Consider the following 26,416-nt stretch of genomic DNA (forward strand, 5'->3'; position numbering starts at 1 on the left):
CACCGGCACCGCGGGCCGTGGCCGGCGGCACTGCCGTCAGTCGAGACCGATGCTGAACGCCGACTCGAGGTCGTGGCGCGAGTAGGTGCGGAAGGCGATGTGGGTCTCGGTCTCGGTCACTCCCGCGACCTTGTTGAGCCGGTCGGCGACGACGGCTGCGATGTCCTCGTGCTCGCGCACGCGCACCAGCGCGATCAGGTCCACCTGGCCGGTGACCGAGTAGACCTCGGAGACCCCGTCGAGGGCCGCGATCGCCTCGGCGACCTCCGGGATGCGCGCGACGTCGGCCTTCACGAACACGATGGCGGTGATCATGCGCCACACCGTAGTGCGTGGCCCTCCGGGCGACCACGGAGCGGCGCCGTCAAGTTCGCCATTCGCCCACGAGGACCCCTGACCTGCGCCTAGCCTGCATCCGTCCTACAACGTCTTCGGTTCGTCACATGGGGGAACATCGTGCGTCGACACGTCTCGGCTGTCCATCGCTCCGCTCGCAGTCTGGGGCTCGGCGCCCTGGGCCTGGCCGTCGCCGCCGGCGGGCTCGCCGTCACGGCGGCACCGGCCTCGGCCGCGAAGGCGCCCAAGGCGCCGACCACGCTCGCGGTCAGGCTGCCCAACAGCGCCACGCCCGTGCTCTCGTGGGGGCGCTCCACCGGCGCGACGAGCTACCAATACCAGATCGACAACGACTCCTCGTTCTCCTCGCCCGAGGTCAGCGACTCGACGCGGAACAACCGCCTCGTCCCCACGCGCAACCTCTCGCGCGGCACGCAGTACTGGCGGGTCCGCGCCGAGCGCGACGGCCAGTTCTCCGGGTGGAGCAGCTCCAGCTTCGCGGTGACGCCCGTCGGGATCCCGGTCGGCACCTACCCCACCGACGGGGCCGTGCTGCCGCAGCCGGACGAGCCGCCGCTGCTGCGCTGGCAGACCAGCCGGGGCGCGGTGTCGTACACCATCGAGGTCGACGGCGACTCCGACTTCATCGGCGCCAAGACCTACACCTCACGCACGACCTCGCTCGCGCTCCCCGATGCCCTGCCCGCCGGCGACTACTTCTGGCGGGTGACCGCGAGCCTCGAGGGCGGCTACAACAGCCAGCCCTCGCCCCCGATGAGCTTCATCCTCGGCTCGCTCCCCTCGCCCAAGCTCACCTATCCGGTCGACGACATCAACACCGCGATCGAGGACGTCGTCTTCGACTGGGAGCCCGTCCCCGGTGCGATCACCTACGACCTCCAGGTCGCCACTGATCCAGGCTTCAACAACTTCGCCTTCACGGGCCAAAACATCTACGGCTCGCGGTACTCGCCGGCCACCACGCTGTTCAACGACCAGTTCTGGTGGCGTGTGCGCGCGGTCGACCTGGCCGGGCAGTCGACCGCATGGTCGACCGCTCGTTTCAGCTTCAAGCGCAACTGGCTCGACACCCCGGTCGCAGTGTGGCCACAGGGTGATGAGGCGACCCCGGACTCGTCGGTCGACCCGTTGGACGGCGAACGGAAGTTCTACGAATGGACGCCGATTCAGCACGCCAGCAGGTACGTGCTCCAGGTGTCGACCGACCCCAACTTCTCGCCGAACTTCACCTCCAGCTGTTACACCGCGGGCACTACATACGCGCCGCGCGGAACCGGTTTCGACGCCTGCAGCCCTGCCCCCGGGCTGGTCCACTACTGGCGCGTGAGCGGCATCGACGATCCCTATCCGAACGGAGGCGTCCCAGGCATCTGGTCGACCCCGCAGAAAATCAAGTGGGACGACCCGGCGCCGATCGGGACCGAAGGGCCGTTCCAGGTCGTGACCGGGATGCGGGCCGCGCTGACCGGCACCGGAGCCGCGTCGACGACACTCGGCTGCGGCAGCGTGAACTGTGGCGCCCTCTCGGCCACCCCGGTCTTCACCTGGAACCGGCAGCCTGGCATCGCCTACTACAAGGTCGTCATCGGCCTGGACGAGAACTTCACGTTCTCGCCGCTGCCGAACGTCGAGCAGTACCAGACCAGAAACCACTTCTTCGCCCTCCAGTCCGGTGACGAGAGGTCCGCGCTCGCCGAGAGCGAGGCCGGCTTGCCCTACTTCTGGTACGTCATCCCGTGCAAGGCCGATCGCACCTGCGGGCCGAGCCCCGTCAAGCGCAACCCCCCGCTGCCGGGCGCACACAACTTCCTCAAGGCATCGCCGGGCGTCGCTGGGCTCACCTCCTCTGACCCTGCCGGCTCCGACATCACGTTCAGCTGGCAGGACTACATCGACACCAACGCAGCCACGCCGACGTACGGAGAGACGGGCCAGCAGTCGGCCAAGCAGTACCGCATCCAGGTCGACAACGAGCCCAGCTTCGCCGAGCCCCTCATCGACCAGGCGACCGTCGACCAGGCGACCTACACCTCGGGCGACCGGCTCTACCCGGAGGGTCGTCTCTACTGGCGTGTCCAGGCGATCGACCTCCAGGACAACGCCCTGACGTGGTCCGACGTGGCCCAGCTGGTCAAGTCCAGCCCTGCGATCAGCCTCAAGTCGCCTGTGGGCGGCGTGGCGGTGCCTGGCACCGTGCCGCTGACCTGGGCGCCCCAGGCGTACGCCCGGGGTTACGAGGTCGAGGTCTACAAGAACGGCGACACCGCCTTCTCCCCGCCGAACCGCGTGATCTCGGCCTCCGTGGCGAACCCCGCGTTCACGCCGGGCGAGCCGCTGGCGGCCTCCTCCACGCCGTACGTCTGGCGCGTGCGCCGGATCGACTCGCGCGGCAACCAAGGCCCGTGGACCGCCGGCGCGTTCGTCTCGCTCGGCAGCGCGCCCGAGCTGCTCACGCCCGGCAACGGTGCCAACCAGGCCTTCAACGGGTCGTACTTCGAGTGGACCGACGTCCAGGGCGCGTCGGGCTACCAGCTGTCCATCCGCGCCGGCACGAACAACCAGACCGTCAACACGGTCGGCACGGCGTTCGCTCCGTCGGAGATCCAGACCGGCACCTACACCTGGCAGGTGACGGCGCTCGACAGCAGCGGCAAGGTGCTCGGGGTCAGCCCCGCCCGGACCTTCTGGATCGACGCCGACGCGCCGCGGGTGCTCAAGGTGACCCCGAAGAAGCTCACGGCGAAGTCCACCCTGAAGGTCCGGTTCAGCGAGCCGGTCAAGGGTGCGTCGAAGAAGACCGTGACGCTGATGCGGGCCAACGCCAAGGGCAAGTTCAAGATCAAGGTCAAGGCGAAGGTCAAGGTCGCCAAGAAGGGCCGCGAGGTCCTCATCGACCCCAAGGGCCGGCTCAAGCGCGGCAGCTACCAGATCGTCTTCACCACCTCAAAGATCAAGGACCAGGCGGGCAACACCCTGGGTGACGCGACGGCTGGTGTGCCCAGCCTGTGACGGGCACCCGATCGACTAGCGTTCGCCCGTGACCTGGCTCTCCGACCACTGGCTCGACGTCCTCGGCTGGGGAGGGAGTGCGCTCCTGGTGTACTCCCTCCTCCAGGCGAGCCTCCTGCGGCTGCGGGTGCTCAACGCGATCGCGTGCGTGGTCCTGATCGTCTTCAACTGGCTCCTCGACGTCTGGCCGATGGTCGGGATGAACCTCGTCCTCGTCGGGATCAACGCGTGGTTCATCGTCAAGATGCTGCGCGAGCGCCACGACGAGACCGCGTTCGAGGTGCTAGAGGTGGGGCCCACCGACGAGTACCTCCGCCACGTGCTGCGCGTCCACGGCGAGGACATCCTGCGCTTCAACCCGGGCTTCGTGCACGACCCGAGCTCGACGCAGGACGCGTTCCTGGTGCAGAAGGGCGACGAGACCGTCGGCGTCGTGCTGCTGCGCGAGGAGGGCGAGACGGCCAACGTCCAGCTCGACTACGTCACCCCGCGCTACCGCGACTTCTCCCCCGGTGAGTTCGTGTGGCGGCGCAGCGGCCTCCTCGCCGCCCGTGGCGTGCGCCGTGTGGTGACGCCGCCCGGCATGGTCGGTGCCTACTACGACCGCCTCGGCTTCCGCCGCGAAGGCTCCTCGTGGGTGCTGGAGGTCGCACCGTGATCACGGTGTTCATCCGGCGCGTGGTCCCCCTGCTGGCCCTCGCCGCCGCCCTGGTCCTGCTCGTCCGGATCCAGGACTTCCCGGTGGTCGGCAGCGACACCTACCTCCACCTGCGCCTCGGCGAGGAGTTCCGCTCCGGCTGGTCCCTCGCCCACCCCGGCCACCTCAGCGTGTTCGACTCCGCCCAGTGGTACCCGAGCCAGTGGCTCTCCCAGATCGTCATGTCGTGGACCGACGACCACGTCGGCATCGGCGGGGTCATCTGGCTGGCCGGAGCCTTCGTGATCGCGCTCCCCCTGGCGATGTACGTCGCCTGCCGGCGCGACGTGGCCCCGCTGCCCGCCTCGCTCGCGGCGGTCATCGGCACCTGCGCGGCCGCGCCCGGCCTGTCCGCCCGGCCCCAGGTCGTGAGCTACCTGCTGATCCTGCTGGTCACCGTGACCTGGCTCGCCACCGCTCGCGACGCGAAGCCGCGCTGGTGGCTGGTGCTGGTCGCGTGGGCGTGGGTGCCGATCCACGGGATGTGGCTCGTCGGCATCTCGATCGCCCTCGCGACCATCGTCGGGATGGCGCTCACGCGCGAGCACGACCTCCGCGTCCTCGGCCGCTTGGCCGCGATCCCGGTCCTCTCCGCCCTGGTGCCGGTGCTGACCCCGTTGGGGGTGCACGCCTACTCGACCGTCGTCGGGGTCAGCGACCGCAACAGCGAGCTGACCGAGTGGGGCCCGCCTGACTTCACCTCACCCAACGCGCTCGTGCTCCTCCTCATGATCGTCATCGTCGTGGTGACGGCGCTGCGCAGCGGCCCGGTCGACTGGCCGACGGTGATGGTGATGGGACTGGCGATCGCCTGGGGCCTGTTCTCCGTCCGGACGACGATCGTCGCCGGCGTGATGCTGACCCCCCTCGTCGCACTGTCCCTCCAGCGCATCGTGCCGCCCGTCGAACGCATCGGCCGGCGCGAGCTCGGTGCCGTGCTCGGCATGGGCGCGATCGCCCTCGTCGCGCTCGGTCTCGCCGCGTCGGCGAAGTCCGACGACCGCCCGGTCGCGTCGTGGGTGGACACGCGGCTCGACGCGATGCCCGACGGCACCAAGGTGCTGAACGACTGGGAGCTCGGCCACTACGCGCTCTGGCGCCACCCCCAGCTCCAGCTGGTCATGCACGGCTACGTCGACGTCTTCACCGTCGAGGAGCTCGAGCGCAACATCGGGATCGCCAGCCTCGCGCCGGACTTCGTGGAGCAGATCGACGACCTCGACGTCGACTACGCGATGGTCGACCCGGACTCGCGACTGGGCTACGCCCTCACCGACGTGCTCGGCTGGGACGTCGTCGAGGCCGACGACGACTACGAGCTGCTGACGCCGCCCCGGTCCTGAGGAGTCGCCGCCGAGGCGTCGACCCACCGCTGGAGCGCGGCGGCGGCCGCGCCGGAGTCGATCGCCGCGGACGCCTTCTCGACGCCTGCCGCGAGGGAGTCCGCGACCTCCGCGTCCGGGTCGGCGTAGACCGCCAGCGCGGCTCCCGCGTTGAGGACGACCGCGTCGCGCACCGGGCCGGGCTCGCCCGCCAGCATCCGGCGCACGACGTCGGCGTTGTGCTCGGCGTCGCCGCCCCGCAGGTCCTCGGTGGTCGCGCGGGCGATGCCGAGGACGGCCGGGTCGACGGTCGTGGTGGTGACCTCGCCGCCGTGGACGCGCCAGAGCGTCGACGTGGTCGTGGTGGTCAGCTCGTCGAGGCCGTCGTCGCCGCGGAACACCCAGGCGTCCACGCCCCGGTGGGAGAGGACCCCGGCCACCACCGGCGCCATCCGCGCATCGGCGCAGCCGATGGCCTGGGCCTGCGGCCGCGCCGGGTTGGTCAACGGTCCGAGGATGTTGAACGTCGTCGCGATCCCCAGCTCCCTGCGGGTCACCGCTGCGTGTCGCATCGCCGGGTGGAAGGCGGCGGAGAAGCAGAAGGTGATCCCGGCCTCCTCGGCGACCTCGGCGACCCGGGCGGGCGGCAGGTCGAGCCGGATGCCGAGGGCCTCGAGCACGTCGGCCGAGCCCGACTGGGACGACGCCGAGCGGTTCCCGTGCTTGACCACCCGGGCGCCGGCGCCGGCGGCGACGATGGCCGCCATCGTCGAGATGTTGACCGACATCGACCGGTCACCCCCGGTGCCGACGACGTCGAGCAGGCGGCCGGGCACCGAGATCGGGTTGGCGGCGGCGAGCATGGCGTCGGCGAAGCCCGTCACCTCGTCCACGGTCTCGCCCTTGGCCCGCAGCGCCACGACGAACCCGGCGAGCTGGACGGGGGTCGCCGCGCCGGCGAAGACCTCGTCCGTGGCCCATCGCGCCTGCTCCGTGGTCAGGTCGCGACCGGCGACCAGCGTGGAGAGGACGTCGGGCCAGGTCTGGGACATGGGCCACAGGTTAGTGGCGTGGCCGCGCCGCGCCCCACCGCCGCTCAGGAGTCGGTACGCCGGCCCCGGCCGGACGCGTCCTCGGACGAGCCGAGGCGCACGAGCCCGGCGAGCACCGCGAGGGAACCGATGCCGAAGACGGGCGACCCGAGGATCATCCCCACGGGCAGCACCCAGTGCTTGTCGAGGCGGGCCCCGACAGCCACCAGCAGGACGGCCAGGGGGATCCGCACGGCGGGCGACGGCAGCAGGCTGCCGCCGAGCACGGTGCCACCCCTGTCGGCGTTGTCGAGGAGGAACTCCACCCACTGGCGCCAGAGCTCGGGGGCGGCGATCGCCGAGACCGCCACCACGCCGAGGGTGGCACCGACCGAGATCGCCAGCGCGCGCCACTCCCCGCGCACGAGGAACCAGATCGGGCCGACGCACGGCGTCACCTTGGTCAGGGCGGGCACGGCCCACAGCCACGGGTGGCGCAACCCGAAGGCGACCACGAGGGCGAAGATCCAGTTGATGTTGCCCGTGGCGATCTCGAAGGAGCAGCACACCATCAGCGGGACCCACCACTTCCAGCCCAGCGGCCGGAGCAGCCAGAACAGCGTGAGGGTGGTGACCACCGAGACGCCGCCCACGAAGAGCGGCCGCGGCAGGTGGGTGAACGGCCAGATCGCCTGGGCGAAGGCCGGGCTGTAGAGGTACGCACCCGGCGTCGCCGGGGCGACGTCGTACAGCCCGTCGCGCCACGCGCCCCAGTAGGCGGCGGAGTCGAAGCCCCAGCCGTGCTCGACGACGAAGAGACAGGTGCCGAAGACCACGACCGGCGCCAGCATCCAGGCGAGGTCGCGGGGCAGGCGGTCGCGGATGCTCACCTGCGGGGGCGGGTGTCCCGCCTCGGACGGGTCCGCGGTCACGCGGGTGTCAGCGGGTGGCCGGCACCGAGGGGCGCAGCAGGCCGATGACGGCCTCCGCGAGCTGGATGGGGTCGATCGGGTGCGGGACCGCGGCCTCGGCGCGCGACCAGGTCGCGAGCCAGGCGTCCTGCGGGCGGCCGGTGAGCACGACGACGGGCGGGCAGTCGTAGATCTCGTCCTTGAGCTGCTTGGCGATGCCCATGCCGCCGGCCGGGACGGCCTCGCCGTCGAGGATCGCGAGGGCGATGTCGCCGCGGTCCATGTTCTGCAGGACGACGGGCTCGGTCGCCACCTCGACGTACTCCACCTCGGGCAGGTCGGGGTGCGGGTGGCGTCCCAGCGCGAGGATGACCTGCTGTCGGGTGTTCACGTCGTCGCTGTAGACGAGGACCTTCAACGGCTTCACGGTGTCGCTCACGAGCACACTGTATCCACGGACAGGGCCGTCCCGGTTCGCCTAGGCTCCGACGGTGCGGACGAGCGCAGCGGCGAGCAGGGGTGCGCAGGTCGAGGTCGACCTGCGGCGGCGCCTGCCCGCGTTCGCGCTCTGCCTGCTCCTCGCGGCCGTCGGGCTCATCGAGACGTGGGCCCACCTCGTCAACGGCGGGCCGGGCTGGGACGCCTGGGCCTACTGGGACGCGTGGCGCGGCCCGATGTACGACGGCTCGGTCGGCGACCCCGGCCACTTCCTCTACAGCCCGGCGTTCGCCCAGGTCGTGTGGCCGCTGGCCCAGACGACGTGGCCGGTCTTCCTGGCGGTCTTCATCGCGATCAACGCCGTCGGGCTGGCCTGGTTGCTGCGTCCGATGCCCGCGATCCTGGCGGTGCCGCTCTGGCTCGCCGCGTCGCAGGAGATCGTCTCGGGCAACATCTTCATCCCGATGGCGATCGTCGCCGTGCTCGGGATGAGGCACCCCCACCTGTGGGCCTTCGTCGCCCTCACCAAGGTCACGCCCGCGCTGGGCCCGGTCTGGTTCGCCGTCCGCGGCGAGTGGTCCGCGGTCGTGAAGGCGACCGTCACGACCCTCGCCGTCGCCGCGGTGTCCTACGTCGTCGCGCCCGGGCTGTGGCACCAGTGGTTCACGTTCCTCCTCGACCAGGCGCGGCTGACCGACGGAGCCATCGGCTACGAGTTCATCCCTGGCCCGCTCTACCGGATCCCCGTCGCGCTGGCCCTCGTCGTGTGGGCCGCGCGCACCGACCGCGTGTGGGTGCTGCCCGTCGCGATGGTCGTCGCGACGCCGTTCATCTGGAACGGCTCCCTCACCCTGCTGGCAGCCGTCCCGCGGCTCACGGCAGCGCGTCGGCGGTCGGCCGAGGGCGCGACGGACTCTCCGACGGCACCCGGCGCAACCGCGGGATCGCGCACAGCATCGTGAACGAGGCGATGCCGATCACCGGCGTCGCCAGCACCATCGCCACCGGGATCGTCCACGCCCGGCCCGTGAGGGCGCCCCAGACCACGACCGCGAGCGCGACCGGGAGCCGGTAGACCAGGGGCGGGAAGACGGACCCGCGCAACGCCTCCGAGCCGGCGCCGCTGCTGTCGCGCAGGAACGAGGCCCAGGCCGCCCACTCCCCCGGCGCGACGGCGTACGACGCCAGCGCGACGAGGCCGGTCGCGGCGAGGCTGACGCCCAGCGCGCGCCACTCCCGACGGACCAGGAACCACACGGGCCCCAGGCACGGGGTGATCTTCGTGAGCGCCGCGACGGTCCACGCCGCAGGATGCCGGAGCCCCAGCACGGCGGCGAGGGCGAGCAGCCAGTAGACGTTGCCCGCGACGACCTCGAGCAGCGTCATCAGCCAGCAGGCCAGCGCGACGTCGGGACGCAGCGGACGCAGCAGCCACGCGAAGGTGACGGCGGCGCACACCGAGACCCCGGCCGCGAAGGCGGTGAACGGGAGCCGGGCGGGGACCCACGCCAGCTGGGCGAACGCCGGGCTGTAGAGGAAGGCGTCCCGGTCGCCCGGCTCGAGGCCGTAGAGGTCGTCGCGGCGCCAGGCGAGCCAGTAGGCCCGGGCGTCGTAGCCGATGCCGAAGTGCGTGAGCTCGAAGACCGTCGCCGCCACGCTCAGCAGGGCGAGGCTCCACATCACCGCCAGCAGCAGCCACTGGCGCATCCGGACGTCCCCCACGCGACGATCGTAGGTGCCAGAGGACCGCCTGCAGGCCCGAACGACGAGGTCGCCGGCCCTATCCCTCCTGGCGGGCCTCACGCCGCTCGACGAGGTCGAGCCGCCTGTCCTCGCGCGCCGCCTCCTTCATCGACGAGCGCACCCACTGGGTGAAGAGCACCCCGAAGAAGAGCACGCCGATCAGGTCGCCGCTGGCCCACAGGATGCCGCCGGCGAGGTGCTGGTCCTCCAGCACCGGAGGCAGCCACGCACCCATCGGGCCCTCGCGCAGCGCGAGGTAGTGCTCGCCGCCGATCAGCGTGGTCTGCCCCATGATCGTCACCCCGAGGAAGGCGTGGAAGGGCAGCGTCATCAGGGTGAGGAGCACGCGGAACGGGTGGGACACGCGGCCCGGGACGGGGTCGACGCCCATCAGCGGCCAGAAGAAGAGCGTGCCGACCAGCACGAGGTGCACGTGCATCATCTGGTGCACGAACGACGACGCCAGGCTGGCGTCGTACCAGGAGCTGAAGTAGAGCGCCCACGGCGAGGCGACGTAGAGCGCGAAGGTGAGGGGCGGGAAGGCCAGCACCTTGGCCACGCGGGAGTGCAGCACCGCGAGCAGCCAGCGGCGCGGCGTCGCGGGGAGCGTGCGCAGCGCCAGCGTCACCGGCGCCCCCAGCGCGAGGGCCAGCGGCACGATCATCGACAAGATCATGTGCTGGACCATGTGGACGCTCAGCAGCGTCGTGTCGTAGCGGCCGATCCCCGAGCTGGTCGCGAGGAAGAACGACCCCATCCCGAGCCCGACGAAGGCGAGGGTGCGCCCCACCGGCCAGCGGTCCCCGCGGCGGCGCAGCACCACCACGCCGAGGACGTACAACCCCACTGCCCACACCGTGACGACGAACGGGATCGGGTCGATCCCCCAGTCGGTGAACACCCGTCCGAGCGTGAATCGCGGAAGGGTCTCGAGGCCGACCTGAGAGGAGCCGGAGAGGGGGATGAGCACCCTGTGAACTTTATGACGGTGCTACACAGGGGGTCGGGGTGCCCTCCACCTCCGGGAAGGGCAATAATGGCGTCCGTGGCGACAGCGACTACTGCGATTCCGGCATCCCGGCTGCACGGGCACCACGACCGACCGAGCATGGTCAGCGTGGGAACCATCATCTGGCTCTCGAGCGAGCTGATGTTCTTCGCCGCGCTGTTCGCGGCCTACTTCACGATCCGCGCGGTGAGCCCGGAGCTGTGGGCGCAGGAGACCGCGCACCTCAACGTCCCGTTCTCGACGGCCAACACCGCGATCCTGGTCGCGTCGTCGTTCGCCTGCCAGTGGGGCGTCTTCGCCGCCGAGCGCGGCCAGGTCGGTCGCACCGGGGGCCTGCTCAACTTCACCAAGTGGGGCCTGCGGGAATGGTTCATCCTGACCTACCTGATGGGTGCGATCTTCATCGGTGGCCAGGCCCTGGAGTACGCCGAGCTGATCCACCACGGCGTCACCATCCCGAGCTCGGCCTACGGCTCGATGTTCTACCTGACCACCGGCTTCCACGGCATCCACGTGACCGGCGGACTCATCGCCTTCCTGTTCGTCCTGGGCCGCACCTACCTGGCCCGTCGCTTCACCCACGAGCAGGCCGTCACCGCCATCGTCGTGTCCTACTACTGGCACTTCGTCGACGTGGTGTGGATCGGCCTGTTCTTCACGATCTACGTCATCCAGTAAGCACCGATCCCCCACCGGCAAGGACTCATCGTGCGTTTGCTCAACCGAACCGCTGGTCGCCTCTCCCGGCACCGTCGGGGACCGCTTGCGGGACTCGTCGTGCTGCTGCTGGGACTGCTGATCTCCGGCTCCCTCTACACCGCCTTCGCGCCGGCCCAGGCCCAGAACCAGGCCAGTGCCACCGACCAGATCGCCGAGGGCAAGCAGCTCTTCCTCGCCAGCTGCGCCTTCTGCCACGGCCAGAACGGTGAGGGCATCCCGACCGTCCGCGACGGCTACCAGATCGGTCCCTCGCTCGTCGGCGTCGGCGCCGCAGCGGTCGACTTCCAGGTCGGCACCGGCCGCATGCCGATGGCGAGCCCCGGCGCCCAGGCGCCCCGCAAGCCCGCCTCCTTCAACGACGACGAGGTCGCCGCGCTGGCGGCCTACGTCGCCTCCCTCGGCCCCGGCCCGGCCATCCCGAACGAGTCCGACTACTCGATCGAGGGCCTGTCCGAGACCGAGCGCGAGGAGGCCATCACCCGCGGTGGCCAGATCTTCCTGACCAACTGCACGGCGTGCCACAACTTCAACGGCGCCGGTGGCGCCATGCCGCGTGGCGGCTACGCCCCGACCCTTCACGGCGTCGAGGGCAAGTACATCTTCGAGGCGCTGCTGACCGGCCCGCAGAACATGCCGAACTTCAGCAACGGCAACCTCGCCCCCGACGAGAAGCGCGACGTGATCGCGTACCTCGACAGCATCCAGGACACCCCCGAGTACGCCGGCTTCACGCTGGGTGGCCTCGGCCCGGTCTCCGAGGGCATGTTCGCGTGGCTCCTGGGCATCGGCGGCCTCGTCGGCGCCGCGGTCTGGATCGCCTCGCACACGACCCGCACCAAGAAGAGCAAGGTGGACGCGTGAGCAACGACAACAACTCGCTCGAGCCGCACGGCGAGCGCCTCCCGGCGTCGGCCACCGAGCCGATCGCGGACCCGGGCCTGCCCGAGCACCACTGGCGCCCCACCGACGTCGACCCGAGGGCCGAGCGGCGCGCCGAGCGCCAGATCGCCGGCATGTTCATCGCCGCGATGGCGTTCGCCGTGCTCTTCGTCGTGGCCTACTTCTCGCTGTCCGTCGGCGACAACTGGGACACCTTCCTCGGCATGGGCGCCTCGACGATGGCGCTCGGCGTGACCCTGGGCCTGTCGCTGCTGCTCATCGGCATCGGCATCATCCACCTCGCGCGCAAGCTCATGGCCGACGCGGAGATGGTGGAGATGCGCCACCCGGCCGCCTCTCCCGCCGAGGACCGCGAGGCCACCGTCGCCGCGCTCAACGCGGGCCTCGACGAGGCCGGCATCGGTCGTCGCCCGCTGGTGCGCAACACCATGCTCGGCGCGGTCGGCGTGCTCGGCCTGCCGGCCGTCGTGCTGCTCCGCGACCTCGCCCCCGGCGACGAGCTCGACATCGACAAGCTCGCCCACACCATCTGGGAGCCCGGCATGCGCCTCGTGCGCGACGTCGTGGGCACCCCGATCCTCGCCAGCGAGATCGAGATGGGCGACCTGATCAACGCCGCCCCCGAGGCCATGTTCCCCACCGAGGAGAACGGCTACGAGGAGCTGCACGGCGCCCAGGAGCAGGTCGACAAGGCGAAGGGCGCGATCATCATCGTCCGGATGGACCCCGACGACATCATCCCCGCCAAGGGCCGGGAGAAGTGGACCGTCGACGGGATCATCTGCTACTCCAAGATCTGCACCCACGTGGGTTGCCCGATCTCCCTCTACGAGCGCACCACGCACCACGTGCTCTGCCCGTGCCACCAGTCGACCTTCGACCTCGCCGACCACGCCAAGGTCGTCTTCGGTCCGGCTGCCCGCCCCCTTCCGCAGCTGCCCCTGGCGGTGGACGATGAGGGTTACCTGGTCGCACAGAGCGACTTCACCGAGCCCATCGGGGCTAGCTACTGGGAGCGTGAGAAGCAGTGAGCGTCGACACCAGCAAGGTCGCGACGAGCAACCGCACGAACGCCGCGACCGCATCGAAGCCCGGACCGGCCGGCTCGCTGGCCACCTGGGCCGACGACCGCCTCGGCCTGGCCACGGCCATGAAGAAGAACCTGCGCAAGGTCTTCCCCGACCACTGGTCGTTCATGCTCGGCGAGATCGCGCTCTGGAGCTTCGTCGTGCTGCTCCTCACGGGCGTGTTCCTCACCCTGTGGTTCAACCCGTCGATGGGTCACATCACCTACGAGGGCACCTACGACCAGCTGCGCGGCGTCGGGATGTCGGAGTCGATGGCCTCGACCCTGCACATCTCCTTCGACGTGCGCGGCGGCCTGCTCATGCGTCAGATGCACCACTGGGCCGCGATGATCTTCATCGCCTCGATGATGGTGCACCTGCTGCGCGTCGCCTTCACGGGTGCCTACCGCAAGCCGCGTGAGATCAACTGGGTCATCGGCTGCATCCTGCTGCTCCTCGGCACGCTCGAGGGCTTCACCGGCTACTCGCTCCCCGACGACCTGCTCTCGGGCACCGGCGTCCGCGCCGCCGACGGGTTCCTGAAGGCCACGCCCGTGGTCGGCACCTACATGTCGTTCCTGCTGTTCGGCGGCGAGTTCCCCGGCGAGTCGATCATCCCGCGCCTCTACATCATCCACGTGCTGCTGATCCCGGGCATCCTGCTCGCGCTGATCGCCGCCCACATGCTGCTGCTCGTCTACCACAAGCACACGCAGTGGCCCGGCCCCGGCCGCACCGAGCAGAACGTCGTCGGCTTCCCGATGCTGCCCGTGTACGCCGCGAAGGCCGGCGGCTTCTTCTTCATGGTCTTCGGTGTGATCGCCCTCATGGGCGGCCTGATGTCGATCAACCCGGTGTGGAAGTTCGGCCCCTACGACCCGACCAAGGTGACGGCGGGCTCCCAGCCCGACTGGTACATGGGCTGGCCGGACGGCCTGCTGCGCATCATGCCCAGCCACATGGAGACCGTGATCTTCGGATACACCATCTCCTGGAACGTGCTCATCCCGATCCTGATCGTCCCGCCGATGATGCTGACGATCCTGATCCTGCTGCCGTTCCTCGAGGGCTGGATCACGAAGGACAAGCGTGACCACCACCTGCTCCAGCGGCCGCGCAACGCGCCGACGCGCACGGCGGTGATGGTCGCCCTGATGACCTTCTACGGCCTCGCCTGGGCCGCGGGCGGCAACGACATCATCGCGATCAAGCTGCACGCCAGCATCAACCAGATCACCTACTTCATGCGCGGAGCCCTCTTCATCGGCCCGCTGGTGGCGTTCTGGATCACGCGACGCTGGTGCATCTCCCTGCAGCGCCACGACAACGAGAAGCTGCTCCACGGCTACGAGACGGGCATCATCACCCGGTCGCCCGAGGGCCAGTACTCCGAGCGTCACCTCCCGATCAGCGAGACGGCCGCCTACACGCTCACCGCGCGTGACCGGGACCAGATCGTCGAGGCCGGCGCCGCGACCGACGCGGCCGGCGTGGCCTCGCCGAACTCGCGGTCCGAGCGGGTCCGGGGCGCCCTGTCGTCGTGGATGTTCAAGCACAACGTGCAGAAGCCCACCGCGGCCGAGCTCGAGGAGGCGCACCACCACGCCGAGCACGAGGCCGAGCTCCAGGCGGGCCTCGACCACCCGGTCGACGGTCACCAGTTCGACGACCACCGGTTGCGCGACGCGGACGACGTGCCGCTGCGCGACCACTGATCCACACGCACCACGCACGAGGGCCCGCCGGGATGATCCCGGCGGGCCGTCGTCGTTCGTTCCCGAAGACTTGTCTGGATTCCAGCATGCCCGGTGCGGCGTCGCATTAGCCTGAGACCCATGGCACGGGGTCAAGGTGGCGCACAGTGTCCTCCCTGGACCAATCGGCTCAGCATGAGGGGCGTGAATCTGGGCGATCGCCTAGACGACGGCGCGAACAACTTTGACGTCATCCGTCTGTTCATGGCGTGGGCCGTGCTGGTGTCGCACTCGTTCACCATCGTCGGAGTGGCGGAACCGTTCCATCAACTGGGGACGACCTTGGGCAGCGCGGCGGTCCTGATCTTCTTCGCGATCAGTGGCCTCCTCATCCGACGCAGTTGGGAGCTGGATCCCCGGCCCGTCGCCTTCTTGAGGAAGCGTTCTCTAAGGATCCTGCCTGCCCTCGTGGTGGTGTCCGTGACATGTGCGCTGGTGCTCGGGCCGCTCGTCACGGACCTACCGTTCAGGCAGTATTTCTCGTCGATGCAAACCTGGAGCTACCCGTGCTGGACCGTGCTCATGACGCCTTTCGGAGCCGTGTTGCCTGGCGTGTTCGTCGACCTCCCCCGCGCCTACAACGTCAACGGTCCACTCTGGACACTGAGATATGAAGTGATCGCTTACGGCCTCCTACTGGTCATGGGAATGACACAGGCACTCTCGAGCCGACGCATCGTCACCGCTGTGGCCGCAACGGCCATCGTGTGGGCGTGCCTCGTCGCGCCCGAAGCACCGCTCTTCGGGGGCTGGAACGCCGTGGCAGCGTTTGCAGTCGGTGCGTGCGCCTGGTCATGGCGTGACCGTATCGGCCTCTCTCACCCAGGTGCCGCCCTCGCTGTCCTTGCGTGTCTGGCCAGCGGGTTGACCGGCCTGCTCACCGTGCACGTCGCCGTGTGGACGGTCGCTGCGGTCTATTTGGCATTCTGGGCCGCCTTTGCATTGCCATTGTTCGGCCAGCGGCTGGTCAGCTGGGGTGACGCATCATACGGGCTGTACATCTACGCCTGGCCAGTCCAGCAGTCGATCGTGCAGTTCCTGGGCACCGACACGTCGCCATTGCTCGTCACCGCTCTTGCCACGCCCGCCGCATGGATGCTGGCCCTCGCATCGTGGCTACTCGTCGAACGCCCTGCGCTCCGTGGGAAGCCGGCACCCGGCCCTCGCTCGGCACCGCGCCCGCTGGCCGGACACATCGGCCGGGAATGAGCGCCAGGGGTCAGGAGAGGGCCGAGCCCTTCCTCCAGTCCTTCGGCGAGAGGTTCCAGTCGCCGTAGCCGTTGGTGAGGGTCATCTGCCGATCGGTGCCGGTGTACTCCACGACGTCGCCGCGACGGCTCATGGCGTAGAGCCAGCCGGCGTCGGCGGTGGACATGCCGGTGCACCCGTGGGAGACGTTGGCGTAGCCCTGCGAGGAGACCGACCACGGCGCGGCGTGGAGGAACTCCCCGGAGTAGGTCACCCGCATGGCCCACTGCACGTCGTCGATGTCGTAGGCCTCGGGATTGTCGCGGGCGATGCCGACGGTCTCGGAGTTCATCCGCTTCTCGGCGAACTTCTCGATGATCACCTTGGTCCCCGAGCGCGTGGTGAAGCCCGGCTTGCCGGTGGTGATCGGGATGGTCCGCAGGAGCTTCCCGTTGGACAGGACCTGCATCTGGTGGGTCTGGGCGTTGACCTTGTAGACGTGGGCGTCGCCGACGTGGAAGTCGATCGTGCGCGACTCCTGGCCGAACACGCCGTTGCCCGCGGGCAGGCTGTTCACGTCGATGTCGACGGCGACGTCGGTGCCGGCCTTCCAGTAGCTGGCCGGCCGGTAGTGCGCCTCGCGGTCGTTGAGCCAGTACCACGAGCCCTTCTGCGCCGGCGTGCTGGTGACGTGCATGTGCTGCTCGAACAGCGCCCGGTCGGTGACCGGCACGTCGAAGGTCACGATGACCGGCATGCCGACGCCGACCGTCTCACCGTCGAGCGGCGCGATCGAGGGGAAGGTCTGCTGGGCGAGCGTCAGGTCGACGGTGTGGAACGTGCGCGTGCGCTCGACGGCGCGGCCGTCGGACCGGGTCGCGGACGCGGTGATCGTGTAGTCGGTGCCGGGCTCGAGGAGCGAGCTCGCGGTCCACTCCGACCCGCTCACCTCCCCGGCGACGTCACCCGACGCGGAGGTCATCTCGACGCCGTCCAGGGTGCCGCCGGCCGCCGTCACGGTGACCGGCGCGTCGATCGGGACCGCGGTCGGGTCGGCGAAGCTGGTGGTGAGGCGTACGGGCTCCGGCTTGGGCGCGTCGGAGGCGGCCTCGGCTCCCGGACGGCTCCCGGGGCCGTCCGGGCCGTCGGTGCTGCCGCCGCCGCTGGTGCACGCCGCCAGGCTCGCGGCGAGGGCGACGAGCGCCAGCGCGGACGCCGTACGACGGCGCGGTGCGGAGCGCGTGGGACGGAGCGCGCGAGTGCGCATGCGGCGAGACCCCCAGTGAGACGTGCAGCAGAACGGAAGAACCCGCCCAGCGTACGTCGCGGGCGGGTCCATCCGAAGTCGGCGCGTGCGCGCCGTCGTGGGTGTGTCAGTGCGCGTGCTCTCCGCGGTAGTACTCGAAGACGAAACCGCAGGACATGACCGCACCGACCGTGAAGCCGATGATGACGAGCCACCAGGCGGCCAGCGCGACGCCGTAGACGATCACGCCGAGCGCCAGGGCGCACCACAGCGGCCACCACGAGTAGGGCGGGAAGAAGCCCAGCTCGCCGGCACCCTCGGCGATCTCGCCGTCCTTGCGGTCCTCGGGACGGGGGTCCATCTTCGAGGCGTGGAAGCCGAGGTACATGGTGACCATGCCGAAGAGCAGGGCCGTCATGACCAGGGCCGACGTGCCGGTCCAGTCCTCGGCGAGGAACCAGTAGGCCGGCGTCACGACCGCCACGAACAGCGCGGTCACCCCGAAGATCCAGGCCTCGGCCTTCATCGCTTGTCCCCCTCGTCGGAGTCGGTCTCGGTGGTCGGCTCGGCGGACTCCCCGGCCCGCTCGCGCAGCATCTCCTCGCGACCCTCGACATCGGGCGCGTCGGCGACCTCACCCTCGCGCTCCGCGTCGTGGTCCTCGAGCTCCATGAGCGCGATCTCGGGGTGGTGCAGGTCGAAGGCCGGCGACTCCGAGCGGATGCGAGGCAGGGTGTGGAAGTTGTGGCGCGGCGGCGGGCTGCTGGTGGCCCACTCGAGCGAGCGGCCCCAGCCCCACGGGTCGTCGACCTCCACCTTCGGCCCCTTGGCGGAGACGTAGACGTTGTAGAGGAACGGCAGCATCGAGGCGCCGAGCAGGAACGACCCCACGGTCGAGATCTGGTTGAGCGTGGTGAACCCGTCGTCGGGCAGGTAGTCGGCGTAGCGGCGGGGCATGCCCTCGACGCCGAGCCAGTGCTGCACGAGGAAGGTGGTGTGGAAGCCGACGAACAGGATCCAGAAGTGGACCTTGCCGAGGCGCTCGTCGAGCATCCGGCCCGTCATCTTCGGCCACCAGAAGTAGAAGCCGGCGAACATCGCGAAGACCACGGTGCCGAACACGACGTAGTGGAAGTGCGCGACCACGAAGTAGGAGTCGGACACGTGGAAGTCGAGCGGCGGGCTGGCCAGGATGACACCGGTGAGGCCACCGAAGAGGAAGGTCGTCAAGAAGCCGACCGACCACAGCATCGGGGTGTCGAAGGACAGGCTCCCGCCCCACATCGTGCCGATCCAGTTGAAGAACTTCACGCCTGTCGGCACGGCGATGAGGAACGTCATGCCGGAGAAGAACGGCAGGTCGACCGCGCCGGTGACGAACATGTGGTGGGCCCACACGGCGACGGACAGCATCGCGATGCCGAGGGTCGCCGCGACCAGGCCGACGTAGCCGAAGATCGGCTTGCGGCTGAAGACCGGGAGGATCTCGGAGATGATGCCGAAGAACGGCAGGGCGATGATGTAGACCTCGGGGTGGCCGAAGAACCAGAACAGGTGCTGCCACAGCACCGGGCCGCCGTGCGACGGGTCGAACACGTGCGCCCCGAGGATGCGGTCGGCCTCCAGCGAGAGCAGCGCACCGGCGAGGATCGGGAACACCATGATCACGAGCATCGAGGTGATGAGCGTGTTCCAGACGAAGATCGGCATCCGGAACATCGTCATGCCGGGCGCGCGCATGCAGATGATGGTGGTGATGAAGTTGACGCCACCGAGGATCGAGCCGAGACCGGCCATCCAGAGGCCCATGATCCAGAGGTCGCCACCGACACCGGGGCTGCGGACCGCGTCGGACAGCGGCGTGTAGGCGAACCAGCCGAAGTCGGCCGCGCCCTGCGGCGTCAGGAAGCCGGAGGCGGCGATCAGGCCGCCGAAGAGGAACAGCCAGAAGCTGAACATGTTGAGCCGCGGGAACGCGACGTCGGGGGCACCGATCTGCAGCGGCATGATCACGTTGGCGAAGCCGAAGAACAGCGGCGTCGCGAAGAGCAGCAGCATGATCGTGCCGTGCATCGTGAAGAGCTGGTTGTAGAGCTGGTCGTTGACGACCTGCATGCCGGGGTAGGCCAGCTCCGCGCGGATCAGCATCGCCATCAGGCCCGCGGCGAGGAACCAGCCGAAGGAGACGGTGAGGTACATCTTGCCGATGAGCTTGTGGTCGGTCGTCGTGAGCATCCGGACGACCTGCTCGCCCAGCGGCTTGCGCTCCGGCTGCACCGAAGCCTGGGGGGAGGCGGTGGCAGTCACTCGTTCTGTCCTTCCGAGCCGGTGTCGAGACCGGCCTGGTCATTGACGTAGCTGCCCCCGAGGACCGGGGCCTCGGCGGTGTTGCCCGCCTCGGCGAGGTCGGCGAGGTAGGCGTCGTACTCGGCCTGGCTGACGACCTCGACGTTGAAGAGCATCCGCGAGTGGGAGACACCGCAGAGCTCGTAGCACTTGCCCTTGTAGAGACCCTCGACGGTCGGGGTCACCTGGAGCTTGTTGACCCGTCCGGGGATGACGTCCATCTTCACGAGGAAGGCCGGGACGCCGAAGTCGTGGATCACGTCGGGCGAGTGGAGGTTGAACTGGATGGTCTGGTCGACCGGGAGGACCAGCGTCGGGATGTTGCGCCCGGTGCCGCCCGTGTAGACGTAGCCGTCGTAGGCGAAGTCGCCCGGCTCGCCGTTGCGGGGCGGCTCGCCGGTGGCCGACGTGTCCTGCTCGCCGACGCCGTAGTTGAAGGTCCACGACCACTGCTGGCCCATGACCTCGACGGTCATGTCGGGGTCGGGGACGATCTTGAGGACCTCGTCCTGGACGCGCACGGTGTGGAAGAAGAACACGACGCACATCAGGACCGGCGCGATCGTGTAGAAGACCTCGAGCGGGAGGTTGTAGCGCGTCTGGCGCGGGACCTCGTCGTCGCTGCGACGGCGGAACTTCACCACGGCGTAGAAGATCAGGCCCCAGACGATGACACCGGTGATGAGGGCCGCGACCCAGGCCCACTTCCACAGCTCGTAGGTGTAGGGACCCTGGGCGCTCGCGCGGTCGGGCATCGCCCAGTTGCGGATCTCGTGCCGGTCGGCCTCGGAGCAGCCGGCCAGCACCAGCATCGTCACGCCCAGCAGCGCGACCTTCAGGGTGCGCCTGACGCGCACACCTGAAACGTTGGGGACTTGCAGACCCACGGACGAGCCTCTCTCTAGGTCCTTTTCGACATACAGAGACTATCCCCAACCAGCCGCGTCGTGCGGGGCAGGGTCGGGTGTCGGCCGTTCTGGCCCGTCGAGCCTCCCCCGCCCGCCGTGGCGCGGGCTGTGTGTGGCATAAGTTGCCCCTGTGACAGGTCCGGCGGAGCGACGCGGCGACCTCGACAGCGCGTCCTCGACGCCCCTGCACCCCGCCGCCCGTGACGTGTTGCTCGCGGCCCTCGACCGGGGGTACGCCGACCCGCGCCGGCTGCACCGCGGCGGACGCGAGGCGCGGCTGTTGCTCGACAACGCCCGCGAGGCCACGGCCGAGGCGCTCGGCGTGCGGCCGGACGAGGTCACCTTCACCCCGAGCGGCACCCACGCGGTCCACCTCGGGCTCCTCGGGCTGGTGCGCGGCTCGCGCCGGGGCGACGTCGTCGTCCACTCGGCCGTCGAGCACTCCGCCGTGCGCCACGCCGTGGCGTGGGGTGCCCGCGCCGCCGAGGTCTCCGTCACGGGTGACGGGCGCGTCCGGGTCGGCGACCTGGTCGAGGGCGCGTCGGCCCCCGACGTCGCCGCCGTCGCCCTCCAGAGCGCCAACCACGAGGTCGGCACCGTCCAGGACGTCGGTGACGTCGGGCTGCCCGACGACGTCCCGCTCTTCACCGACGCCTGCGCCTCGATGGGCCGTCTCCCCCTTCCCCCGGGCTGGGCCGCGGCGGCCGGATCGGCCCACAAGTGGGGCGGGCCGGCCGGTGTGGGCGTCCTGCTCGTGCGCAAGCGTGCGCGGTGGCGCAACCCCTTCCCCGGCGACGACCGCGTCGACGAGCGCTCGACCGGGTTCGAGAACGTCCCCGCGGTCCTCGCGGCGGCCGCCTCGCTCCAGGCGGTGGTGGCCGAGCGCGACGAGGTCAACGCGCGCCAGCACGCGCTCGTGGACGTCGTACGACAGCGGGTGGCGGCGGAGGTGCCCGACGTGGAGGTCGTCGGCGACCCCGTGCACCGGCTCCCCCACCTCGTGACGTTCTCCTGCCTCTACGTCGACGGCGAGGCGCTGGTGACCGAGCTCGACCGGCGCGGCCTCGGCATCGCGAGCGGCTCCGCCTGCACCGCCTCGACCCTCACGCCGAGCCCCGTGCTCGAGGCGATGGGCGTGCTGACCCACGGCAACGTCCGGCTCTCGCTCCAGCGCGACACGACCCGCGCGGACGTCGACGCGTTCTGCGACGCGCTGCCGGGCGTCGTGGCCGAGATCCGGGCGCGGGTGGGGATGTGAAGGTCGCGCTCGAGCTGGACTGCCGCGACCTGCCGTGCCCGATGCCCGTCATCGAGCTGGCCCGGCACCTCACCGAGGTCGCGGTGGGTGACCTGCTGGCGGTCGTGGCGCACGACCCCGCGGCAGCGGTCGACGTACCTGCGTGGTGCCGGATGAAGCAGCAGGAGTACGCCGGTGCGGACAGCGCCGACGACGGCGCCCCGCGCTACGTGGTGCGACGACTCGGCTGACGTCGCCGGCGAGCCCTCGGTCAGGGACGGATCGTCTTGAGGTGCGGCTCGAAGTCGGCGACGGCGTCGGCGCCGTAGGTGGCCTCGCAGCGGGCGAGGAACGCGGCGCGCGAGATCTCGTACTCCTGCGTGCCGACCTGCTCGACGACGTAGACCGCGAGCAGGCAGCCGAGCTGCGCGGCGCGCTCGTGGCCCAGGCCCCAGGTCAGGGCGGCGAGGAAGCCGGCGCGGAACGCGTCGCCGACGCCGGTGGGCTCGACCTTCTCGATCTCCGGAACGGCGCGGACGACGATCGACTCCTCGCCGGCGCGGTCGATGCGGACGCCGTCGGGGCCGAGCGTGACGACCCAGGTGCCGACGCGCGAGAGCACCTCGTCGCGGCTCCACCCGGTCTTCTGCGTGATGAGGCTGGCCTCGTACTCGTTGGAGAACAGGATCTCCGCGCCGTCGATCAGCGGGCGGATCAGGTCGCCGCCGCCGAAGGCGAGCTGCTGCGAGGGGTCGGCGAGGAACTTGTAGCCGCGCTGGCGGCACTCCTCGGTGTGGCGCAGCATGCCCTGCGGGTCGTCCGGGCCGACGAGCACGTAGTCCGGGTCACCGGCGCGGTCGACGATCGGCTTGAGCTCGATCTCGCGCGACTCGCTCATCGCACCGGCGTAGAAGCTCGCGATCTGCGCGTGCGCGGAGTCGTTGGTGCACACGAAGCGCGCGGTGTGGCGCGTCTCGGACACGTGCACCGATTCGCAGTCGACGTTGTGGCGCTCGAGCCAGGAGCGGTACTCCGCGAAGTCCTCACCGACGGCGCCGACGAGCACCGGGCGCAGGCCCAGGTTGCCGAGCCCGAAGCAGATGTTGGCGGCGCAGCCACCGCGGCGCACCTCCAGGTCCTCGACGAGGAAGGAGACCGAGAGCTTGTCGAGCTGGTCGACGACGAGGCTGTCGGAGAACTTGCCCGGGAAGGACATCAGGTGGTCGGTCGCGATGGACCCGGCTACGAGGAGGGACACGCGGCGAAACACTACCCTCAGGTAAGCCTCGGGATACCCCGCGGTAGCCAATACCGTCGTGCCCATGACGACCTCCAGCCGCCCCTCGTACCTCGTCTTCGACGAGCTGGGCACCCCTGCCGAGATGGCCGCCGACGGGCGCGAGACGGGACGCAACCTCGGGCTCGAGGGTCCTCTCGAGCGGGCCGCGCGCGCCGCCGTCGCCACTCCCCCGAGCCTGCGGTACGACGACTACCCGGCCGAGGTCGGCAAGCGCGAGATCCGGATCTCCGATGCCGCCGCCCGGATCGCCAACGCCCTGCACCTGCACCTCGACTGACGCACGACGAAGGGCCCCAGCCGATGGCTGGGGCCCTTCGTCTACGTCTGGGTCAGATCAGTGGAACGAATCACCGCATGCGCACGAACCGGTGGCGTTGGGGTTGTCGATCGTGAAGCCCTGCTTCTCGATGGTGTCGACGAAGTCGATCTCGGCACCGTTGAGGTAGGGGACGCTCATCCGGTCGACGACCACGGTCACGCCGTCGAAGTCGGTGGTGACGTCGCCGTCGAGCGTGCGCTCGTCGAAGAAGAGCTGGTAGCGCAGGCCGGAGCAGCCACCCGGCTGCACGGAGATGCGCAGGGCCAGATCGTCGCGACCCTCCTGCTCGAGGAGGCTCTTCACCTTGCCGGCGGCGACAGCGGAGAGGTTGATCTGGTCGGTGCGGCGCTCAGTGGTCTCGACCTGCTCGGTCATCTCATCACTCCAGGAGTCTCGGGGTACTGCCGGCTTCAATGGTCGCACACGCCGGGTTATTCCCGCGGGTCGTCCGCGCGGCCGGCCCAGGACGGCGGGCGTGCTCACCGCGACCAGGTGCGGGCGACGCGCTGGGCGAGGTCGGCGAGGGCGTCGCCGGGAGCGCCGAGGGCGCGTTCCTCGCCGACGAGCTCGACGAGGGAGTACGCCGACTCGATGCCGAGCGCGCGCATCTCCCGGGAGCCGACGAGGACCTGGCCGGCGAGGGCGATGCAGGGCCGGAGGGCCTCGGAGGCGACGCCTGCGACACCGTAGGGGACCTTCCCGGCCCGGCTGGAGAAGTCGAAGGCGCCCTCCCCGGTGACCACCAGGTCGGCGGCGCGCGCCCGCTCGGCGAGGGACACGGCGTCCGTCACCAGGCCGATCCCCGGCTCCCGGGCGGCGCCGAGGACGAGCAGCGCGTAGCCGATCCCGCCGGCGGCTCCGGCGCCCTTCTCCAGCGACGTACGCCGGTCGGTGGCGGTCGCGAAGGACTCGAGCCAGCCGTCGACCTCGGCGATGCGGTCCTCGGCGAGGCCCTTCTGCGGGCCGAAGGTCTTGGCGGCGCCGAACAGGCCGGTGAGCGGGTTGTCGACGTCGCTCGCCGCGACGAGGTCCACGCCGGACAGGCGCGAGCGAGCGGCGGCGAGGTCCACGGACGTGACCGACGCGAGACCCGCGGCACCTCCGTCGAGCACGCCGTCGGAGGTCGCCCCGAGGGCGGCGAGCAGGCCGGCGCCGCCATCCGTCGTACCCGACCCGCCCAGGCCGACGACGACGGTGTGCGCCCCTCCGTCCACGGCAGCCGACACGAGCTCGCCGACCCCGAAGGACGACGCGGTCTCCGGCGACCCGGACACCAGGTGGAGACCGGCGGCCTGCGCGCTCTCGACGTAGGCCGTCTCCCCCACCCGCAGCACGACCGCCGGCACCGGCGTGCCGTGCGGCCCCCGGACGGTCACCGCGTCGAGCGAGCCGCCGAGCGCGGCGTGCAGCACGTCGACGAAGCCGGGTCCGCCGTCCGCCATCGGTGCGAGGTCGAGCTCGTCGTCGGGCGCCTGGCGCCGCCACCCCGTCGCGATCGCCTCGGCGGCCTGCACCGCGGTCAGGGTGCCGGCGAACTTGTCCGGGGCGATCAGCACGCGCATGGCTGCATCCTTGCAGTGGCCCCGTCCGGCATGCTGGTCGCATGAGCACTGATCCCGTCGTCGCCGAGATCGTCGTCCCGGGGAGCCCGAGGGCGGCGTTCGTCGGGTTCACCGCCCAGATGGGCGAGTGGTGGGACCCGATCCTGACCCCCGACTCCGCGACCTTCACCGGGATCTCGATCGACCCCAACGGTCCGGTCGCGATGGTGCACGGCGACGAGGAGTACGTCTGGGGCCGGGTGATGTCGTGGGACCCCATCGGCCACTACACGCAGGAGTTCTGGCTCGGCCACCCCGAGGACGAGGCGACCGTCCTCGACGTGCGTTTCACCGACACCGGCGACGGGAGCACCCTCGTGCGCCTGGTGCACAGCGGCTGGAACGCGGAGACCGAGGCGCTCCGCGAGAAGTACACCCACTGGGACGACCTGCTCCGCCGCTACGCCGCGCACGTCTCGTGAGCGCGCCCCCGCTCATCAGGCCGATGCGCGAGGACGACCTCGAGGCCTTCGCCGAGATCACCGCGACCAGCTACTACGAGGTCGACACCCGCACCTACCAGCGCGCCTGGCCCGATCCCGTACGCCGACCCGCTGACCGCAACGGTGCCTGGATCACCCGTGCCCGCGCGGCGCTCCGGACCGACCCCGGCGGCTGCTGGGTGGCCGAGGTCGACGGCGAGGTCGTCGGCGGCGCGGTGTCGCGCGTGCGGGAGCTGATGTGGGTGCTGGCCTCGTTCGCGGTGCGGCCCGGCCACCAGGGCCAGGGCATCGGCGCCCAGCTGATGGCGGCCGCGATGCACCACGGCCGCGGGTGCCTGCGGGGGATGTTCGCCGCCAGCGCCGACCCCGGCGCCGTACGCCGGTACCGCCTGGCCGGCTTCGACCTCCACCCGCAGATGACGGTCACCGGGGTCGTCGACCGGTCCGCGCTCCCCGTCGTCGAGCGGGTGCGCGAGGGCAGCGCGGCCGACGTCGACCTGCTCGACTCGATCGACCGCCGCACCCGCGGCGCCGCCCACCTCAGCGACCACGAGCTGCTGCTCGCCCAGTTCCGCCTCGCGGTGGTCGACCACTCCACCGGCTCGGGCTACGCCTACGTCGACGCCGATGGGGCGCCGGCACTCCTCGCGGCCACCAGCCGGCGTACGGCCGCCGCATTGATGTGGGAGGCCCTGGCCTCGTCGGCACCGGGTGCGCAGGTCTCGGTGCCGCACATCACCGCGGCCAACCAGTGGGCGCTCGACGTCTCCCTGGCGGCCCGGATGGCGATCTACTCCAACGGCTACCTGTGCGTGCGGCATATGAAGCCACCGGCGCCCTACCTGCACCACGGCTCGCTCCTCTGACCAG

27 protein-coding genes are annotated in these 26,416 nt (G+C 70.4%); 14 read left to right on the forward strand and 13 right to left on the reverse strand.

All coding sequences use genetic code 11. The annotated features are described in order from the left end of the window. Nucleotides 1-36: 36 nt before the first annotated feature. Nucleotides 37-315 carry an Lrp/AsnC family transcriptional regulator gene (locus tag BLV76_RS20975; protein ID WP_090971820.1) on the reverse strand — a complete coding sequence of 93 codons (279 nt, stop codon included), beginning with the start codon at nt 313-315 and terminating at the stop codon, nt 37-39. 141 nt (nt 316-456) lie between these two features. Here BLV76_RS20975 and BLV76_RS20980 point away from each other — a divergent pair, with 141 nt between their 5' ends. The 3 genes from BLV76_RS20980 to BLV76_RS20990 are packed head-to-tail and all read left to right on the forward strand — an operon-like array spanning nt 457 to nt 5,406. Beyond that, complete coding sequence (locus BLV76_RS20980) at nt 457-3,366, forward strand: Ig-like domain-containing protein (RefSeq protein ID WP_090971823.1); 2,910 nt, start codon at nt 457-459, stop codon at nt 3,364-3,366. 28 nt (nt 3,367-3,394) lie between these two features. Then, complete coding sequence (locus tag BLV76_RS20985) at nt 3,395-4,024, forward strand: hypothetical protein (protein WP_090971825.1); 630 nt, start codon at nt 3,395-3,397, stop codon at nt 4,022-4,024. Further along, entirely contained in the window at nt 4,021-5,406 is a 1,386-nt protein-coding gene (locus BLV76_RS20990) for a hypothetical protein (RefSeq protein ID WP_090971827.1), read from the forward strand. The genes BLV76_RS20985 and BLV76_RS20990 overlap by 4 nt, the downstream gene beginning before the upstream one ends. Here the strand turns inward: BLV76_RS20990 and trpD are convergent. The 3 genes from trpD to BLV76_RS21005 are packed head-to-tail and all read right to left on the reverse strand — an operon-like array spanning nt 5,376 to nt 7,766. After that, nucleotides 5,376-6,437, reverse strand: coding sequence for an anthranilate phosphoribosyltransferase (gene trpD, locus BLV76_RS20995; protein ID WP_090971829.1), 1,062 nt, complete (start codon nt 6,435-6,437; stop codon nt 5,376-5,378). The two genes, BLV76_RS20990 and trpD, sit on opposite strands and share 31 nt — an antisense overlap. A 44-nt stretch (nt 6,438-6,481) precedes the next feature. Continuing rightward, a complete protein-coding gene (locus tag BLV76_RS21000; RefSeq protein WP_139306656.1) occupies nt 6,482-7,306 on the reverse strand; it encodes a glycosyltransferase family 87 protein in 825 nt (274 codons plus the stop codon). A 49-nt stretch (nt 7,307-7,355) separates the two neighbouring features. Continuing rightward, nucleotides 7,356-7,766, reverse strand: coding sequence for an Rv3143 family two-component system response regulator (locus BLV76_RS21005; RefSeq protein ID WP_090973074.1), 411 nt, complete (start codon nt 7,764-7,766; stop codon nt 7,356-7,358). Between the two features lie 52 nt (nt 7,767-7,818). Here BLV76_RS21005 and BLV76_RS21010 point away from each other — a divergent pair, with 52 nt between their 5' ends. Then, on the forward strand, nt 7,819-8,727 hold the full coding sequence (locus BLV76_RS21010) for a glycosyltransferase family 87 protein (protein ID WP_090971833.1): 909 nt from the start codon (nt 7,819-7,821) through the stop codon (nt 8,725-8,727). Here the strand turns inward: BLV76_RS21010 and BLV76_RS21015 are convergent. After that, entirely contained in the window at nt 8,639-9,487 is an 849-nt protein-coding gene (locus tag BLV76_RS21015) for a glycosyltransferase family 87 protein (protein ID WP_090971835.1), read from the reverse strand. The two genes, BLV76_RS21010 and BLV76_RS21015, sit on opposite strands and share 89 nt — an antisense overlap. Nucleotides 9,488-9,545: 58 nt before the next feature. Next, nucleotides 9,546-10,478 (reverse strand): cytochrome c oxidase assembly protein, encoded by a 933-nt coding sequence (locus BLV76_RS21020; RefSeq protein WP_090971837.1) that lies wholly within the window; start codon nt 10,476-10,478, stop codon nt 9,546-9,548. 66 nt (nt 10,479-10,544) lie between these two features. On the opposite strand from BLV76_RS21020, the gene ctaE reads away from it, so the two are divergent. From ctaE to BLV76_RS21045, 5 genes are all read left to right on the forward strand, one after another. Continuing rightward, on the forward strand, nt 10,545-11,195 hold the full coding sequence (gene ctaE / locus BLV76_RS21025) for an aa3-type cytochrome oxidase subunit III (RefSeq protein ID WP_090971839.1): 651 nt from the start codon (nt 10,545-10,547) through the stop codon (nt 11,193-11,195). Between the two features lie 30 nt (nt 11,196-11,225). Continuing rightward, entirely contained in the window at nt 11,226-12,098 is an 873-nt protein-coding gene (gene qcrC, locus BLV76_RS21030; RefSeq protein WP_090971841.1) for a cytochrome bc1 complex diheme cytochrome c subunit, read from the forward strand. After that, a complete protein-coding gene (gene qcrA / locus BLV76_RS21035) occupies nt 12,095-13,168 on the forward strand; it encodes a cytochrome bc1 complex Rieske iron-sulfur subunit (RefSeq protein ID WP_245734820.1) in 1,074 nt (357 codons plus the stop codon). Before qcrC ends, qcrA begins: the two co-directional genes overlap by 4 nt. Further along, nucleotides 13,165-14,919, forward strand: a complete 1,755-nt coding sequence (qcrB, locus tag BLV76_RS21040) for a cytochrome bc1 complex cytochrome b subunit (RefSeq protein ID WP_245734821.1) — start codon at nt 13,165-13,167, stop codon at nt 14,917-14,919. The genes qcrA and qcrB overlap by 4 nt, the downstream gene beginning before the upstream one ends. Nucleotides 14,920-15,102: 183 nt before the next feature. Then, entirely contained in the window at nt 15,103-16,167 is a 1,065-nt protein-coding gene (locus BLV76_RS21045; protein ID WP_175539775.1) for an acyltransferase family protein, read from the forward strand. Between the two features lie 10 nt (nt 16,168-16,177). Here BLV76_RS21045 and BLV76_RS21050 read toward each other — a convergent pair whose 3' ends face one another. The 4 genes from BLV76_RS21050 to ctaC all read right to left on the reverse strand — a co-directional run bounded on the left by BLV76_RS21050 (nt 16,178) and on the right by ctaC (nt 20,595). Then, nucleotides 16,178-17,413, reverse strand: a complete 1,236-nt coding sequence (locus BLV76_RS21050) for a L,D-transpeptidase (protein WP_090971845.1) — start codon at nt 17,411-17,413, stop codon at nt 16,178-16,180. A 106-nt stretch (nt 17,414-17,519) separates the two neighbouring features. Further along, on the reverse strand, nt 17,520-17,918 hold the full coding sequence (locus BLV76_RS21055) for a cytochrome c oxidase subunit 4 (protein WP_090971847.1): 399 nt from the start codon (nt 17,916-17,918) through the stop codon (nt 17,520-17,522). Further along, entirely contained in the window at nt 17,915-19,699 is a 1,785-nt protein-coding gene (gene ctaD, locus BLV76_RS21060) for an aa3-type cytochrome oxidase subunit I (RefSeq protein ID WP_090971849.1), read from the reverse strand. Before ctaD ends, BLV76_RS21055 begins: the two co-directional genes overlap by 4 nt. Beyond that, complete coding sequence (ctaC, locus tag BLV76_RS21065; RefSeq protein WP_245734823.1) at nt 19,696-20,595, reverse strand: aa3-type cytochrome oxidase subunit II; 900 nt, start codon at nt 20,593-20,595, stop codon at nt 19,696-19,698. Before ctaC ends, ctaD begins: the two co-directional genes overlap by 4 nt. A gap of 181 nt (nt 20,596-20,776) precedes the next feature. Between ctaC and BLV76_RS21070 the strand changes: the two genes are divergently transcribed. Together BLV76_RS21070 and BLV76_RS21075 are read left to right on the forward strand one after the other, a co-directional pair. Continuing rightward, a complete protein-coding gene (locus tag BLV76_RS21070; protein ID WP_090971850.1) occupies nt 20,777-21,904 on the forward strand; it encodes a cysteine desulfurase family protein in 1,128 nt (375 codons plus the stop codon). Then, the gene (locus tag BLV76_RS21075) at nt 21,901-22,134 is read left to right on the forward strand and encodes a sulfurtransferase TusA family protein (protein ID WP_245734825.1); all 234 of its coding nucleotides are present in this window, start codon (nt 21,901-21,903) and stop codon (nt 22,132-22,134) included. The genes BLV76_RS21070 and BLV76_RS21075 overlap by 4 nt, the downstream gene beginning before the upstream one ends. 20 nt (nt 22,135-22,154) lie before the next feature. Here BLV76_RS21075 and BLV76_RS21080 read toward each other — a convergent pair whose 3' ends face one another. Further along, nucleotides 22,155-23,141 carry a carbohydrate kinase family protein gene (locus BLV76_RS21080; RefSeq protein WP_090971852.1) on the reverse strand — a complete coding sequence of 329 codons (987 nt, stop codon included), beginning with the start codon at nt 23,139-23,141 and terminating at the stop codon, nt 22,155-22,157. A 64-nt stretch (nt 23,142-23,205) separates the two neighbouring features. Here BLV76_RS21080 and BLV76_RS21085 point away from each other — a divergent pair, with 64 nt between their 5' ends. Further along, nucleotides 23,206-23,460, forward strand: coding sequence for a hypothetical protein (locus tag BLV76_RS21085; protein ID WP_090971854.1), 255 nt, complete (start codon nt 23,206-23,208; stop codon nt 23,458-23,460). Between the two features lie 57 nt (nt 23,461-23,517). On the opposite strand, the gene erpA is transcribed toward BLV76_RS21085, so the two are convergent. Together erpA and BLV76_RS21095 are read right to left on the reverse strand one after the other, a co-directional pair. Further along, entirely contained in the window at nt 23,518-23,877 is a 360-nt protein-coding gene (erpA, locus tag BLV76_RS21090; RefSeq protein WP_090971856.1) for an iron-sulfur cluster insertion protein ErpA, read from the reverse strand. Between the two features lie 104 nt (nt 23,878-23,981). Continuing rightward, the gene (locus BLV76_RS21095) at nt 23,982-25,064 is read right to left on the reverse strand and encodes a glycerate kinase family protein (RefSeq protein ID WP_090971858.1); all 1,083 of its coding nucleotides are present in this window, start codon (nt 25,062-25,064) and stop codon (nt 23,982-23,984) included. Between the two features lie 41 nt (nt 25,065-25,105). On the opposite strand from BLV76_RS21095, the gene BLV76_RS21100 reads away from it, so the two are divergent. After that, the gene (locus tag BLV76_RS21100; protein ID WP_090971860.1) at nt 25,106-25,525 is read left to right on the forward strand and encodes an SRPBCC family protein; all 420 of its coding nucleotides are present in this window, start codon (nt 25,106-25,108) and stop codon (nt 25,523-25,525) included. Next, nucleotides 25,522-26,412: a GNAT family N-acetyltransferase gene (locus tag BLV76_RS21105; RefSeq protein WP_217630416.1), complete on the forward strand. Its 891-nt coding sequence runs from the start codon at nt 25,522-25,524 to the stop codon at nt 26,410-26,412. Before BLV76_RS21100 ends, BLV76_RS21105 begins: the two co-directional genes overlap by 4 nt. The last annotated feature ends 4 nt before the right edge of the window (nt 26,413-26,416 follow it).

The sequence above is a fragment of the Nocardioides exalbidus genome (assembly GCF_900105585.1).
Taxonomy (GTDB): domain Bacteria; phylum Actinomycetota; class Actinomycetes; order Propionibacteriales; family Nocardioidaceae; genus Nocardioides; species Nocardioides exalbidus.